The organism is Thalassospira profundimaris (genome assembly GCF_003326795.1).
GTDB lineage: Bacteria > Pseudomonadota > Alphaproteobacteria > Rhodospirillales > Thalassospiraceae > Thalassospira > Thalassospira profundimaris_C.
Genome location: NZ_JPWI01000012.1, coordinates 117,590 through 130,699, shown reverse-complemented (window position 1 = coordinate 130,699; position 13,110 = coordinate 117,590). Strand labels below are relative to the sequence as shown.

General features: G+C 53.8%; 13 protein-coding genes. 6 read left to right on the top strand and 7 right to left on the bottom strand.

From position 1 onward, the window contains the following. Positions 1-291: 291 nt before the first annotated feature. On the bottom strand, positions 292-759 hold the full coding sequence (locus tag TH30_RS17190; protein WP_114099317.1) for a hypothetical protein: 468 nt from the start codon (positions 757-759) through the stop codon (positions 292-294). A 363-nt stretch (positions 760-1,122) separates the two neighbouring features. On the opposite strand from TH30_RS17190, the gene TH30_RS22575 reads away from it, so the two are divergent. The 4 genes from TH30_RS22575 (at position 1,123) to TH30_RS17175 (ending at position 6,189) form a co-directional block, all read left to right on the top strand. After that, the gene (locus TH30_RS22575; protein ID WP_255355705.1) at positions 1,123-1,254 is read left to right on the top strand and encodes a hypothetical protein; all 132 of its coding nucleotides are present in this window, start codon (positions 1,123-1,125) and stop codon (positions 1,252-1,254) included. 719 nt (positions 1,255-1,973) lie between these two features. After that, positions 1,974-3,263 (top strand): polyhydroxyalkanoate depolymerase, encoded by a 1,290-nt coding sequence (locus TH30_RS17185; RefSeq protein ID WP_114099316.1) that lies wholly within the window; start codon positions 1,974-1,976, stop codon positions 3,261-3,263. Positions 3,264-3,464: 201 nt separating this feature from the next. After that, positions 3,465-5,315: a monovalent cation:proton antiporter-2 (CPA2) family protein gene (locus TH30_RS17180; protein ID WP_114099367.1), complete on the top strand. Its 1,851-nt coding sequence runs from the start codon at positions 3,465-3,467 to the stop codon at positions 5,313-5,315. Between the two features lie 133 nt (positions 5,316-5,448). Next, positions 5,449-6,189 (top strand): SDR family NAD(P)-dependent oxidoreductase, encoded by a 741-nt coding sequence (locus TH30_RS17175; RefSeq protein ID WP_114099315.1) that lies wholly within the window; start codon positions 5,449-5,451, stop codon positions 6,187-6,189. An 8-nt stretch (positions 6,190-6,197) separates the two neighbouring features. Here the strand turns inward: TH30_RS17175 and TH30_RS17170 are convergent, their stop codons facing one another. The 5 genes from TH30_RS17170 to TH30_RS17155 form a co-directional block, all read right to left on the bottom strand. Next, positions 6,198-6,812 (bottom strand): NUDIX domain-containing protein, encoded by a 615-nt coding sequence (locus tag TH30_RS17170; protein WP_114099314.1) that lies wholly within the window; start codon positions 6,810-6,812, stop codon positions 6,198-6,200. A 21-nt stretch (positions 6,813-6,833) separates the two neighbouring features. Further along, a complete protein-coding gene (locus TH30_RS17165) occupies positions 6,834-7,622 on the bottom strand; it encodes an alpha/beta fold hydrolase (protein WP_114099313.1) in 789 nt (262 codons plus the stop codon). A 164-nt stretch (positions 7,623-7,786) separates the two neighbouring features. Further along, positions 7,787-7,948, bottom strand: coding sequence for an RSP_7527 family protein (locus TH30_RS22160; protein WP_181850366.1), 162 nt, complete (start codon positions 7,946-7,948; stop codon positions 7,787-7,789). A 264-nt stretch (positions 7,949-8,212) separates the two neighbouring features. Continuing rightward, the gene (locus TH30_RS17160; protein WP_114099312.1) at positions 8,213-8,458 is read right to left on the bottom strand and encodes a hypothetical protein; all 246 of its coding nucleotides are present in this window, start codon (positions 8,456-8,458) and stop codon (positions 8,213-8,215) included. Continuing rightward, entirely contained in the window at positions 8,458-9,975 is a 1,518-nt protein-coding gene (locus TH30_RS17155; protein ID WP_114099311.1) for an NAD-dependent succinate-semialdehyde dehydrogenase, read from the bottom strand. The genes TH30_RS17160 and TH30_RS17155 overlap by 1 nt, the downstream gene beginning before the upstream one ends. A gap of 194 nt (positions 9,976-10,169) precedes the next feature. Here TH30_RS17155 and TH30_RS17150 point away from each other — a divergent pair, with 194 nt between their 5' ends. After that, entirely contained in the window at positions 10,170-10,634 is a 465-nt protein-coding gene (locus TH30_RS17150) for a c-type cytochrome (RefSeq protein ID WP_114099310.1), read from the top strand. 168 nt (positions 10,635-10,802) lie between these two features. Here TH30_RS17150 and TH30_RS17145 read toward each other — a convergent pair whose 3' ends face one another. Further along, positions 10,803-11,504 carry a cytochrome b/b6 domain-containing protein gene (locus TH30_RS17145; protein ID WP_114099309.1) on the bottom strand — a complete coding sequence of 234 codons (702 nt, stop codon included), beginning with the start codon at positions 11,502-11,504 and terminating at the stop codon, positions 10,803-10,805. A gap of 303 nt (positions 11,505-11,807) precedes the next feature. Here TH30_RS17145 and TH30_RS17140 point away from each other — a divergent pair, with 303 nt between their 5' ends. Next, positions 11,808-13,076, top strand: a complete 1,269-nt coding sequence (locus TH30_RS17140) for an imelysin family protein (RefSeq protein ID WP_114099308.1) — start codon at positions 11,808-11,810, stop codon at positions 13,074-13,076. The last annotated feature ends 34 nt before the right edge of the window (positions 13,077-13,110 follow it).

Here is a 13,110-nt window from a genome sequence, read left to right as displayed (position 1 = left end):
GAATGTCTGACCTTCCCGACCGTTCCAGACAGCGCTGCTGTGTCCTGATCAGCAAGGCTGCGAAGTGGCGGCTTTAGGCGCACTGTTACACGATCTCTGGGGGCAAGACCACTGCGATCAAACGCAAAACCGGCGCCTTTACCGGAATCTGGTTGAACCGTAACAATTTGTTGCGAAACACGTCCCACAACAGCCGAAATCAAATCCAACAATACAACCTTACAGCACGCAGATGTAAGAAGAAAAAATCAACTATTTGAGTCATTAAAAAATCGGTCACAGGGTTTAGATCTATGCCGCCGTAACCACCACGTAAATGACCGCCCAGATTGCGCAGATCCAAGAGGAGATTAGGCAGCCTGCAGCTACAAACTTCACCCGGTTATTGAGCCAGTAGTAGAATTCTACACGCGACTCATATTTGAGCGCTGATGGCTCGGATGTGTTCACCAACGCAAAGTATTCTTTGGCAACCTTGGGATCAGCATAAATCTGACGCTCCATCACAATCTGGCACATCCACCGGCACCCCAGAAAACATGCACCACCGATACCGGCCAGGCCAATTGCCAGACTGAATACCAGAGATATCTCCTGTGTTACCAATCTCTGCGTGGCTGCATTTGCGAGCAATCCCAAAGTAGCGCCCGAGGCAATGATGCCAACTCCAAGAAATTTCATATACTGCTCCCACAGGAAGCAAAGCTTATCTGAGTAGAACTCGACTTGCGCTTCGGTCAGTTTACTGTCCTTGCCCATACACCACCTCCAGTTTGAGACGCACCGTTTTAAATTTCTAAAGTATGCATAAAGGCATAACAAATTCATAGCGCCCGGGTAAGGCCAGTGTTCCCTTTTCAAGCCGGATATCCCGCCAACCGTTTCAGAAACATGAGGACTCGCGTAGAAGCGCAGTTTTCTGCGCCCTCTGTTCAACCCGAGTCTCAACAATCCAAGCAGATGTTCTCATTCACCCGCCAAAATGAGAACATTTAAGATCGACATAAAATCGTTTATTTTCAATAATATAAAGACAACCACCCCAATTTGTTCCAACTTTGTTCTTGCTGGAACAAAATCAGAACAGTATGTTTTCCCCAGACAGATTGAGGAGGACATCCCATGCACAAATTGATCGAAAACCCGACCCGCCTGAATGAGCTTTGCAGCACCGTTGCGATTGTCGGCAGTACAGGTTTCTTCCTGTTCGTGATCGCCTTGGGCATGGCACAGAGCCTTCGCGGTCTTGTCTGAAAAGTTCCCTATTGAAATCGACTTGAAATCTGTGAGGCCCGGACCTTAAGCCACCGTCGCTTTAGTCCATCACGGGCATCTGGCCGGCAGGCAACCCCGCACCCAAACCCTGTCCCGCCTGTCGGCCAGAGCTTCCCCAATGCCCGACTTCCCTTTTGGGCCTCAGTTACCGCCTATAATGTACTCCGCACGACTTGGCGCTGCCATTCCCTTGGCAGCGCCTTTTCTTTTGGTGACACACAGCATTGGCGAAGGATCCGGAAAGCAAAACCGGATCGACACCGGATCGACAGACGAGTCTTTTGGCGCTTCGACCTTGCGGGTTTGACAGCGGCGCTGACGACCATTTCAAGCTTAAAACACTTATTGCAACGCAACAACTTACGCTGCATTGCAAAATTTAACTCGACAGAACGCCCAAATTTCGTTTGAATCAACGCAGAAAACGATAATTTGGACTTTCATCATACTTTATGGCTATTGCAAGTAAGCTTAACTATCGTAGGCTTTGAAGCAATTATGGGATTTCTGTTGCCAGGATATTCGCACCCTTTGCGATCTATCGGACACGCACCAGTCAAAACGGATGCTGCGCACAGAAGCCCGAAAAGACCAAATCGCATATCGCAGAACAACTGCCTTGCGACAAGAAACAGGATGAAAGCCGTAACCAGGTCGGTGGCGATGCCCAATGGTCCGTCACCCGGGAGTGAGAATAAATGCTGTATCACCTTTACGAATTGCAGCACGCCACAATAAGCCCGCTTCGCATGGCAGCCGATGCCAGCAAAAAGTGGCTGCGCAATCCGGCAAACCCGTTGTCCTATACCCATCAGGGTCGGGCAGCCGCCGCAGCATGTGACGTGTTCACCCATTTCACCCACCGTTATGGCAAGCCGGAATTCGGTTTGGAAAGCACGGTCATTGATGGCGAAACGGTTCCGATCACCGAAGAAATCGTCCACAGCGAAGCTTTTTGCGACCTGCTGCATTTCAAGCGCGAAACCGACCATCTCAAGACCCAGCCCGATGACCCGCGCGTGCTTCTTGTCGCGCCGCTTTCCGGGCATTTTTCAACGCTTCTGCGCGGCACGGTCGAGGCATTGCTTCCCGATCATGATGTTTACATCACTGACTGGATTGATGCGCGCACGGTTCCGGTCCATCAGGGCCACTTCGATCTTGATAGCTATATTGATTACCTGATGCGCTTCCTGCGCAAGCTTGGCCCGAACACCCATATGATCGCGGTGTGTCAGCCCTCTGTGCCGGTTGTTGCCGCCGCCTCCCTGATGGCTGCCGGTAACGAGAAATGCCAGCCTGCATCAATGACGCTGATGGGTGGCCCGATCGATACCCGCGAAAACCCGACCGAGGTCAATAATTTCGCCAAGCAGCACAGCCTTGACTGGTTTGAACACCACGTGCTTTCGCATGTGCCCCTGCCCCATGCCGGTGTCATGCGCCGTGTCTATCCAGGCTTCATGCAGCTGGCCGGTTTCATGAGCATGAACTGGGACCGCCATGTATCGGCCCATCACGACATGTTCCTGCATCTGGTTGAAGGCGACGGCGAAAGCGCTGATGCAAAGCGGTCTTTCTATCAGGAATATCTGGCAGTCATGGATATGACGGCGGAATTCTATCTGCAGACGCTTAAAGTCGTGTTCCATGAACACAGCCTGCCCGAAGGCACCATGCGCTGGCAGGGTGTCCCGGTTGATCCGTCTGCGATTACCAAAACTGCCCTTCTGACCGTCGAAGGCGAGCGCGACGATATTACCGGCATGGGCCAGACCCGCGCGGCACACAAGCTGTGCAGCAACCTGCCCGACAGCATGCGTATGCATCACCTGCAACAGGGTGTCGGCCATTACGGCGTCTTTAACGGTCGTCGCTGGCGCGAACAGATCAGCCCGCGCATCAAGGATTTCATCCGCCGTCACGATCATGAGGGCAAAGGCGCGCGCAGCGCACCCAATGTTACCCATATCAACGCGGCTGAATAATCGCGCATCAGCCAGACCAATGATCAAAAGCCGCCCCTTAAAACGGGCGGCTTTTTTGTTTGGTGCTCTCCAGATTTCCCCCCTGATATGTAATGCCTGACAACAGCCCCAAAGCCCTTCTAAAAAAGCCACCAAAAGCTTGATGCTTATGCGAGAATGCCGTGTTTGATCATCCCGCTTGACCGTGCCGGAGCCTCCTTGATGGAAATTCTGTCCTCTGCTTTCATCTATCTTGTAGCTGCCGTGATTGCTGTGCCGATTGCCCAGCGTCTGGGTCTGGGCTCCGTCCTTGGATATCTGATTGCCGGTGTGATGATCGGCCCGGTTCTGGGTATCGTTGGCGCCGAAGCCGCCGACCTGCAACACTTTGCCGAGTTTGGTGTTGTAATGATGCTGTTTCTTGTCGGTCTGGAATTGCGTCCGGCGATGTTGTGGTCGATGCGCGGACAACTGATTGGCCTTGGTGGTCTTCAGGTACTGGCAACCACCGGCCTGATTGCCGCGGCCTGCATGGTGTTCGGGCTGGACTGGCAGCAATCTGTTGCCATCGGCATGATCCTTGCCCTGTCATCGACGGCGATTGTTCTGCAAACACTTGGTGAAAAAGGCTGGCTTGGCACGGTAGGTGGCAAGAGTTCTTTTGCGGTTTTGCTGACACAGGATGTTGCCGTGATCCCGATGCTGGCAATCATCCCCCTGCTTGCGGTGACAGCACACGGATCAGGTATCGCCCATGATACCGGGCATGGCGGCATATTGCTTGATCTGGTGCCGGACTGGGCGCAACCCGTTGTGATTATCGGTGCGATTGCCTCGATCGTCATTGGTGGACGCTATCTGATCCAGCCGATCTTTCGCTTTATTGCCAAATCACACTTGCGCGAAATCTTTACTGCGGCGGCCTTGTTGCTGGTGGTTGGCACCGCACTTTTAATGAATGCAATCGGCCTTAGCCCCGCACTTGGTACTTTCCTTGCCGGTGTCGTACTGTCTGACAGTGAATATCGCCACGAACTTGAAAGCGACATTGAACCATTCAAGGGACTGTTGCTTGGCCTGTTTTTCCTGACGGTTGGTGCCGGCATTGATTTCAATCTGTTCTTTGATCAACCCGGCACCCTGATCGGTATTGCCCTTGGCATCATGGCGGCGAAGTCTGTTGTGCTGTTTGCGATTGCAACGGTTGTCCGCATGTGTGGTGCGGACCGGATGCTGTTCTCGCTTGGTCTGGCACAGGCCGGGGAATTTGCCTTTGTACTATTTGGCATGGCCTATGGTGTCGGGGTATTGCCATCCGAACTTGCCCAGAAAATGACACTTGCCGTCGCCCTGACAATGTTTCTGACCCCGGTTGCCTTTATCATTCACGAGCGTTTTCTTGCGCCGCGTCTGGTCAATACCGGTACACGCGAGGCCGATAAAATCGAAGCCCCTGGCGATATCGTTGTCGCGGGTATCGGCCGTTTTGGCCAGATCATCACCCGTCTTCTGGGCACCAATGGCTACAATGTCGTGGTTCTTGATCACGATCCCGAACTGATTGAACGGCTTGGCCGGGTCGGGTTCCGCGCCTATTTCGGGGATGCAACACGCCCCGATCTTTTGCACACCACCGGTATTGCCAATGCCAAGCTGTTTGTGGCCGCAATCGATGGCCGTGACAACCTGACCGAACTGGTGACCCACGTCGCCAAGCATTATCCAAATGTGCGCATTCTGGCCCGCGCCCTTGACCGCCATCATGTCTATGAGCTTGAAAATGCCGGGGCCCATTGCGTCCAGCGTGAAACGTTTGAAAGTGCGCTTAATCTTGGACGCGATGCCCTTGTCGAGCTTGGCCTGTCGCCAGCACGCGCAGATCGCAAGAAAACGGCTTTCCGTAAACATGATTTCGAAACGCTTGAAAAACTGCGCACCCGCTGGAACGAACATGGCGTTGACAAAGGCTATATCGACACCTTGCGCGCCCAGAACGAGACATTGTTTGAAATCATGCGCGACGAGCGCGGGGAACCTGAAGAAGCCCCTGATCCACAAGCACAGCAGCACTGATCACGCGAAAACGGGTCGGGCACCTGAAGCCATAAACGCATAATCGAAGGTCCACACAAAGCTTTACCGGCTTATATTGAACCATGCCTGAGACGGGCGCGTATCAAGTCGCGCAACAAGCCAAAGGCAACCCATGTCAGAACAGAACACCTTGTCACTTGAGACATTCCCCGAAAACCAGATCGCCATCGTCACCGGTGCGACCGGGGGGATTGGCAGGGCATTTGTGACCCATTTGAAAGCATCCGGGCACTTTGCCCGTGTTCTGGAATATGGACGGAAAACCGAACCGGGTCTTGATTTCGAGAATGTGGAAACCGTTGCCCGCTGTGCCGAGGATGCCAGGCGACAATCGGCTGATCTGGGATGTGATATCGTTCTGATCATTGATGCGACCGGCTATCTGCATGACGAGGTGTTTCAGCCCGAAAAGTCCCTGCGCCAGATTAATGCCGACTACATGGCCAAGCAGTTTCAGATCAATGCCATTGGTCCGGCCTTGCTGATGAAGCATTTCTGCCCGCTTTTAGCACGCAACGGAAAGTCGGTTTTCGCAACCCTTTCAGCCAAGGTTGGCAGTATTGGCGATAACCGGATGGGCGGATGGTACGGATATCGTGCGGCCAAGGCCGCCCTGAACCAGCTCGTCAAGTGTAGCGCCATTGAACTGGCCCGGAGCAAACGTGATGCGGTCTGTATTGCCCTGCATCCCGGCACGGTTGATACCGGACTTTCCGGTCCATTTGCAAAATCGGGCCTGAATGTTCAAAGCCCCGAGCAGGCTAGTGCAAACATGCTGGCCGTGATTAACAACCTTGCTGCTGACAAGTCGGGTGGTTTCTTTGCCTATGACGGACAGGAACTGCCCTGGTAGGCACGCGCCTATTCGAACAATCCGGTCAAAAGCGCATGCTGAAGCAAGATGATTGTCTTGGCATCGCGGATCCGCCCATCAGTGATCATCGGAAGAACATCGTCATAGCTGACTTCAAGAACGTGGATGTCTTCACCCTCGTCCCTTAGGCCACCGCCGTCTCCTTCGCGGTGATTGCGCGTGACCTCGGCAACGAACAGATGCAGACGCTCAGTCACGGAGCCCGGGCTCATGAAAAGGTCAAAGACCTTTTCCGGCTTGCCGATACGATATCCTGTTTCTTCCTCGACCTCTGCAATGACGGCGGCAGCGGGATCGCGATCATCAAGCAGGCCAGCCGGCACTTCAATCAGCATGCCGTCCGAATTGCCATTCACAAAAGACGGCAACCGGAATTGCCGGGTCAGGATCACTGTCCTGTCCGCACGGTTATAAAGAAGAATGCCCGCCCCGTTGCCGCGCTCATAGGCTTCGCGCGTCTGGTGCTGCCACGTCCCGTCGGATCGTTTCAGGTCAAAACTGACGCGATAAAGGTGATACCAGTTGTCAGACAGACATTCGATATCATCAATACGCACATGGTCCTGGTCGGGGATCAACCAGCCTTTGGGCAGATCTGACATGGTGTCTCCGGCTTTTGCGAACTAGCGGTTCAAAAATGCAGACAGGGTCAAAAGAACCGCATCGGGCTTTTCGGCATGTACCCAGTGGCCCGCCCCCTTGATGCTGGTAAAGGCGGCCTTGGGAAACAGCGATTTGATATGATCGCGATCCTTGGGATCGACATAGTGGGAATTCGCACCCGAGATAAACAGAACATCACCGTCATAGGAACCGGCTACCTCGCCCTCGGGCCAGCCAATAATGTCAGCAAGATGGGCGGCCATGGCATCAATATTGACCTGCCATGACATTTTGCCGGTATCCTTGTCTGTCGTGACATTCTGGGCGAGAAACTGACGGATACCCTTTTCCGAGACACCCGATGAAAGGGCATCTTCGACCTCGGCACGGCGGGTCACCGCATCAAAATCGACACCGCGCATTGCACTGATATAACCGGTGTAATCGTGTTCGTAGCGAACCGGGGCGATATCGACGATCACCAGATCAGCCACCAGACCGGAATCTTTCGACAGCGACAGCACCATCGATGCCTTCCCCCCCATCGAATGCCCGACCAGATGAACCGGTTTATCAGAAACATCGCGGATCAGTTCGGCAAGGTCGGATGCCATCACGGGATAGGTCATTTCCATATCCCAGTCTGACCGGCCATGGTTGCGCAAATCCGCAGTCACCACGTGGTATTTTTCCGCCAGACGCCGGGCAATCGCGGTCCAGTTCCGGGCCTGCCCGAACAGACCATGGACAATTACAATGGTTCCATTGTCGCGATTTTCTTCACCAAAGGCATAATGAGCGAGTTTCATAAGAACCAGTTTCTCCGGAATTCAGGCGGGATATTCCCCCTTAATAACCGGCTCGGCTCCGAAGGTGAAGCATACATACGAAAACACCCCCGCATGGGAGGATTGCGGAGGTGTTTTTCAAGATACCAGACGGAACTGGCACCGGAATTCTTTGGAGGGCGAACTTATGCGCCAGCCGGTACGCCGCCATGCGGCTTACGGTTTGCACCGAACAGTGCAGCAACCTTGCGAACGACTGCCAGAAACATGCTGCGCATTGCAGCCGCACGGAGATGTTCTGCTTCGCGCTGCAGGGCAACCAGGTCATAATCACGATACATTTTCATGTCCGTTTCCTTTCAAAAGCATCCCGCGCATATCGCGTCTGGGTTTTGCGTTACATTCTCTGAAAACCGGTGTACGCCTGTTTTTACATTCCCACGAGAAGAGATTCCTCACTCCACCCATGCACGTTATGCATAACGTGAAACATTACCGCCACAATTACCGCATGCGCATAACGCATGAATGTATCATGACAAATAACAGCTTCGATTTGCTGGATATTTTCAAAAAGCCTCTGCTTCAACCGGACATCAGAACTGGATTAATTAGAGATTTCTGCCCTGTTCAGAGCCTCGTTTCCATAAACCAGTAGAAGAAACCATGCGAAAAACAGCTTTGGCCACCGCGATTTTTTTGCCAAATACGTTAAAATCATCCGGTTTTTTCGCCGGAGTCCGACCAAACAATTTTGCATGGCTTTGCCAAAAGCAAAAAACGGCAAAAGCCAGGAAGGCAATTGCCGTTTTCCGATCTGTGATTTGAGCGGTATTTGGGGTCGCGTCAGTCCACACTAACCAATCGCGTAATTGAGGTATTTGGGTTCAAGATATTCCTCAAGCCCCCAATGACCGCCTTCGCGGCCCTGCCCGCTTTCCTTTACCCCGCCAAAAGGCGCGCCTTCATGGCTGGTGGTGCCGTCATTGATCCCGACAACACCGGTCTCAAGACGATCAGCAATCCGCTGAACCCGGCCGATATCACGGCTATAAAGATAGGATGACAGGCCGGTGCGCACCCGGTTGGCAAGTTCGATCACCTCATCCTCGGTCGAGAAACGGTAAATCGGGGCGACCGGGGCAAACAGCTCCTCGTCAAAACAGTCAGCATCATGGGGAACATCCGTCATCACCAGCGGACGGACGAAATGTCCTTCGCCCGGCATCTCTGCGCCATAAATCAGTGTCGCCCCGGCTTTCTGGGCATTCTCGACCAAACGTTTGACCTTGGCCACCGCCTGACGATTGATCAGCGGGCCGATATCCGTTCCGGGCACGAAGCCGTTGCCGATGGTCTGTGCGTTGCTTGCTGCAATGAACTTTGAAACGAATGCCTCATAGACACTGTCCTGGACAAAGATGCGGTTGGCACAAACGCAGGTCTGGCCGCTATTGCGGAATTTCGAAATCATCGCCCCGGCAACCGCGGCATCAATATCGGCATCATCCATAACGATAAAGGGTGCATTGCCACCAAGCTCAAGCGACAGCTTTTTCATGGTGGGCGCACATTGCACCATCAGCCGTTTGCCAACTTCGGTCGACCCGGTAAAGGACAACATCCGGACGCGTTCATCGCCTGTCAGAGCCTCGGCAATCGGTTGGGGAAGCCCCGTCACCACGTTAAAGACCCCGGCAGGGAAACCCGCCTGCTCGGCAAGCTTTGCTGCGGCCAATGCCGAAAGCGGCGTATCTTCGGCCGGTTTGACAATAACGGTACAGCCTGCTGCCAGGGCAGGCGCACATTTGCGCACAACCATGGTCAGCGGAAAGTTCCATGGCGTGATTGCCGCCACCACGCCCACCGGATGCTTTTGCACCACGACACGGCGGTCGCGCTGGGTGGCTGGCATGGTCTGACCATAGGCGCGCTTGGCTTCTTCGCCATACCATTCGGCATAGGCAATTGCCCCGATCACTTCGCGCAGGGCCTGATCATAGGGTTTACCCTGCTCAAGCGTGATAAGGGCAGCCAGGTCTTCCTGATGGGTTTCAAGCAGATCGCGCCAGCGTCGCACGATGACAGCGCGGTCCTTGGCCAACAGGCGCGACCAGCCCGGAAAGGCATCATGGGCGGCATCGATTGCACGGCGCGCCTCGGACGTACGCATGAACGGAACCGCCCCGATGACATCGCCCCGCGCAGGGTCAATGACGTCAAGGACCTCCTTGCTGTCGGCATCCTGCCAGACACCATTGATATAGGCACGTTTCAGGTCCCAGTCGCGGATAAGACTGCGCGCACGCGCACGGCCTTCGCGGATGGCAGTTTCATTGGCGGTCGAAGCATCATGTGGGGCAGCGGTCGACATATCTGGTAGTTCCTTTGACGCATGTGTCGAAAAAATCTTTCTACTCACGCGCTTGTGATTCCGGTTTTAGGGGCGCAACTGGGACACTAAGCTGAGCGACAGGCATGAAGCAACAAGATGCTTCCAAGAGAGAAAAGAAACAAACGCCTGTTTCGCGATCAGAGAGACCACGCAAACGACAATAGAGAGAAGCCATGAAGCACCTTGTTACTGCAGGACTGTTCGGCGCGATGATCGCCGCGGGCAGCATCATGCCGATCAATGCCAACGCTGACGAGATGATGGATAATGGTGCCGTACAAAACCGCCAGATGTTGATGGACGGGATTGGCGGCGCTATGGGAACACTTGGATGTTACCTTAAGGGACAATGTGATCTTCCTGATCCGGTCTTGCGCAATCTTGCCAATGGCATTGCCTTTGCCGCAGCAAGTGCCCCGGCCGCCTTCGAACCCCAAACAACGGGTGCGACGGTAAAAACCACCGCGACCGAGAAAGTCTGGACCGACTGGGATGATTTTTCCGGTCGTTTCCCGGAACTCAGGGAAGCAGCCCTTGCCGTGGCGGCTGTTGCCGGTGACAAGTCGGCAATGGGTGCAGCGATGGGCGATCTTGGCAAGACCTGCAAAGGATGCCACGACACCTATCGGTCGAAATAATCATATCTGTCTCGCCCTTACCCCGGGGCAAGTGTCCCTGATCCGGCTTTTTCTCCCCCCTGCTGATAGCTCAGCACACCAAAACCCGGATCGGGGGCATATAATCAAAAAGGCCACTAGCGCATCGCACTGGTGGCCTTTGATTTTCATGCTGTGACACGAACAGTTCTAGCCGCGCGCAACCGTAACCATCCCCCAGACGATCAACCCGCAAACAATCAGGATCGCAATTCCGACAACCGGGGACGCAAAGCGGATTTGTGCAAATCTGGCTGCCATCTCTACCGGCACCGTTCGCACACCTGTTACCATCGCACCGATCAGGTTTTCACGCTTTGCCACCAGGTAGAACAGGGCTGCAAAGACATGCAGCCCGACCATTACGTAAATCAGATTGATATTGGTGCGATGGATCCAGTTCATGATGCGTGCAACATCGGAACTGACATGAGCAACAAGCGGCCCGTCAAAGAACAGGAAGGTGTCTTCGCTGGCAAAAAGACCGCTGATCGCCTGAATAGCGACCAGAACGATCAGAACCACAACCATCCAGCCCCCGGCCGGATTATGCCCGGCATAGGTCAGTTCAGCCATCGAGCCAGTCGGGATTTTAACCGCATATCCGATGACCTTGTCCGGTCCCTTTATAAAAGACCCGAACCGCGCGTTCGAACTTCCGACAAATCCCCAGATGATGCGAAACAGAACAAGTGCCAGCACGCTGTATCCGGCAATGGCGTGGATATCGATCATCAGTTGCCGGTTGGTCCACCATGCGGTGACAATGGCCACAACCAGTGCCCAGTGGAACAGGCGCACCGGGAAGTCCCAGAGTTTGACTTTCTTTTGATCTGACATCTGATGGCTCATCTGGTCCCTCCTGGCGTAACGAAATTCTGGTCCGGTCTGTTGCACAACTTAAACTGATAATGCCCTGCCATTTCTTTAAGACCAGATCAATTTGCGGGTATCACATTCAGAAAACGTGAATATTTCGCAACAAACCCATTCTTCAATTGAAAATCATTATCATAAGCAGTATCACTTGGACTGAAAGCATCTGGATCGGGGCGAAGATCGGGGACCAGATTTCTTCGTTTGCAAAGATTCACTCGCCTTTTGATCCGCAGGGCACTGCCCTTGGCTCACTTTCAGGGATAGATGGGAACTCCTATGAAAATCGCAAAAATTCTCGGGACGGCCGCTTTGGTTTCGACCCTTGGCGTGCAGGCCTATGCCGCACCGGGCGCCAAAGACGTTCTGACAACCTATGCCGATATCGCACATGCCGGTTACGAAGACTCACTGATCACGGCCAAGAAGTTACAATCCGCAATTGATGCACTGATCGCGCAACCCTCGGCCGAGACCTTTGGCGCGGCAAAGTCTGCATGGCTTGCTGCACGGGTGCCATATCAGCAGACCGAAGTTTATCGTTTTGGCAATGCCATCGTCGATGACTGGGAAGGCAAGGTAAATGCATGGCCGCTTGACGAAGGTCTGATCGACTATGTCGAAACCGGCCTTTACGGCGAAGAAAGTGAAGAAAACCCGGCCTATACCGCTAATGTCATCGCAAATCCGAGCCTGAACATTTCAGGCACGACCATTGATGCATCAATCATTGATGCCGCCCTTCTTGAAGACTTGCATGAAATCGACGATGTCGAATCAAACGTTGCGACCGGCTATCATGCGATTGAATTCCTGCTTTGGGGTCAAGACCTTAACGGGACCGATGCCGGTGCCGGTGCACGTGAATGGACCGACTATGCAGGCGGTGATGCGTGCACCAACGATAATTGCGACCGCCGTGGCGCATATCTCAAAGCGGCGGGCGAGCTTCTGGTATCCGATCTGGAATGGATCACCGAACAGTGGGCCGATGGTGGCGAAGCACGCGAAACCGTTCTTGAAGGTGATGGTGTTCCGGGCCTGACTGCGATTGTGACCGGTATGGGGTCGCTGTCTTATGGCGAACTGGGCGGCGAGCGCACCAAGCTTGGTCTGCTGCTTCATGATCCGGAAGAAGAGCATGATTGCTTCTCGGACAACACCCACAACAGCCACTTCTATGACGCACTTGGCATTCAGAACGTTTATCTTGGCCGTTACACGCGCGTTGACGGTTCGGTCGTTGAAGGTCCGGCACTTTCCGATCTGGTAGCCGCCAAGGACGCCGCTCTTGATACCGAACTGCGCGGCAAGCTTGCGACGTCGGTTCTGGCAGGCAAAGCCATGGTTACCCGTGCACAGGGTGGTGAACATTTCGATCAGCTGATCGCCATGGGCAATGACGACGGCAACGCTGTTGTTCAGACCTTTGTTGATGCACTGGTTGATCAGACCAAATCGATTGAACAGATCATTGCTGCTGTTGGCATTGACGGCATTGAATTCGAAGGCTCTGACAGCCTTGATAATCCGTCTGCAGTCAACTGAGCCTGATGACTCGACACCTGCCTTGATGGCACTG

Coding starts and splice junctions, on each gene's coding strand:
- TH30_RS22575 (WP_255355705.1), top strand. CDS start 1,123: ATGCACAAATTGATCGAAAACCCGACCCGCCTGAATGAGCTTTGCAGC.
- TH30_RS22160 (WP_181850366.1), bottom strand. CDS start 7,948: ATGAAAATGTATCGTGATTATGACCTGGTTGCCCTGCAGCGCGAAGCA.
- TH30_RS17170 (WP_114099314.1), bottom strand. CDS start 6,812: ATGTCAGATCTGCCCAAAGGCTGGTTGATCCCCGACCAGGACCATGTG.
- TH30_RS17190 (WP_114099317.1), bottom strand. CDS start 759: ATGGGCAAGGACAGTAAACTGACCGAAGCGCAAGTCGAGTTCTACTCA.
- TH30_RS17155 (WP_114099311.1), bottom strand. CDS start 9,975: ATGTCGACCGCTGCCCCACATGATGCTTCGACCGCCAATGAAACTGCC.
- TH30_RS17185 (WP_114099316.1), top strand. CDS start 1,974: ATGCTGTATCACCTTTACGAATTGCAGCACGCCACAATAAGCCCGCTT.
- TH30_RS17140 (WP_114099308.1), top strand. CDS start 11,808: ATGAAAATCGCAAAAATTCTCGGGACGGCCGCTTTGGTTTCGACCCTT.
- TH30_RS17150 (WP_114099310.1), top strand. CDS start 10,170: ATGAAGCACCTTGTTACTGCAGGACTGTTCGGCGCGATGATCGCCGCG.
- TH30_RS17175 (WP_114099315.1), top strand. CDS start 5,449: ATGTCAGAACAGAACACCTTGTCACTTGAGACATTCCCCGAAAACCAG.
- TH30_RS17165 (WP_114099313.1), bottom strand. CDS start 7,622: ATGAAACTCGCTCATTATGCCTTTGGTGAAGAAAATCGCGACAATGGA.
- TH30_RS17145 (WP_114099309.1), bottom strand. CDS start 11,504: ATGAGCCATCAGATGTCAGATCAAAAGAAAGTCAAACTCTGGGACTTC.
- TH30_RS17180 (WP_114099367.1), top strand. CDS start 3,465: ATGGAAATTCTGTCCTCTGCTTTCATCTATCTTGTAGCTGCCGTGATT.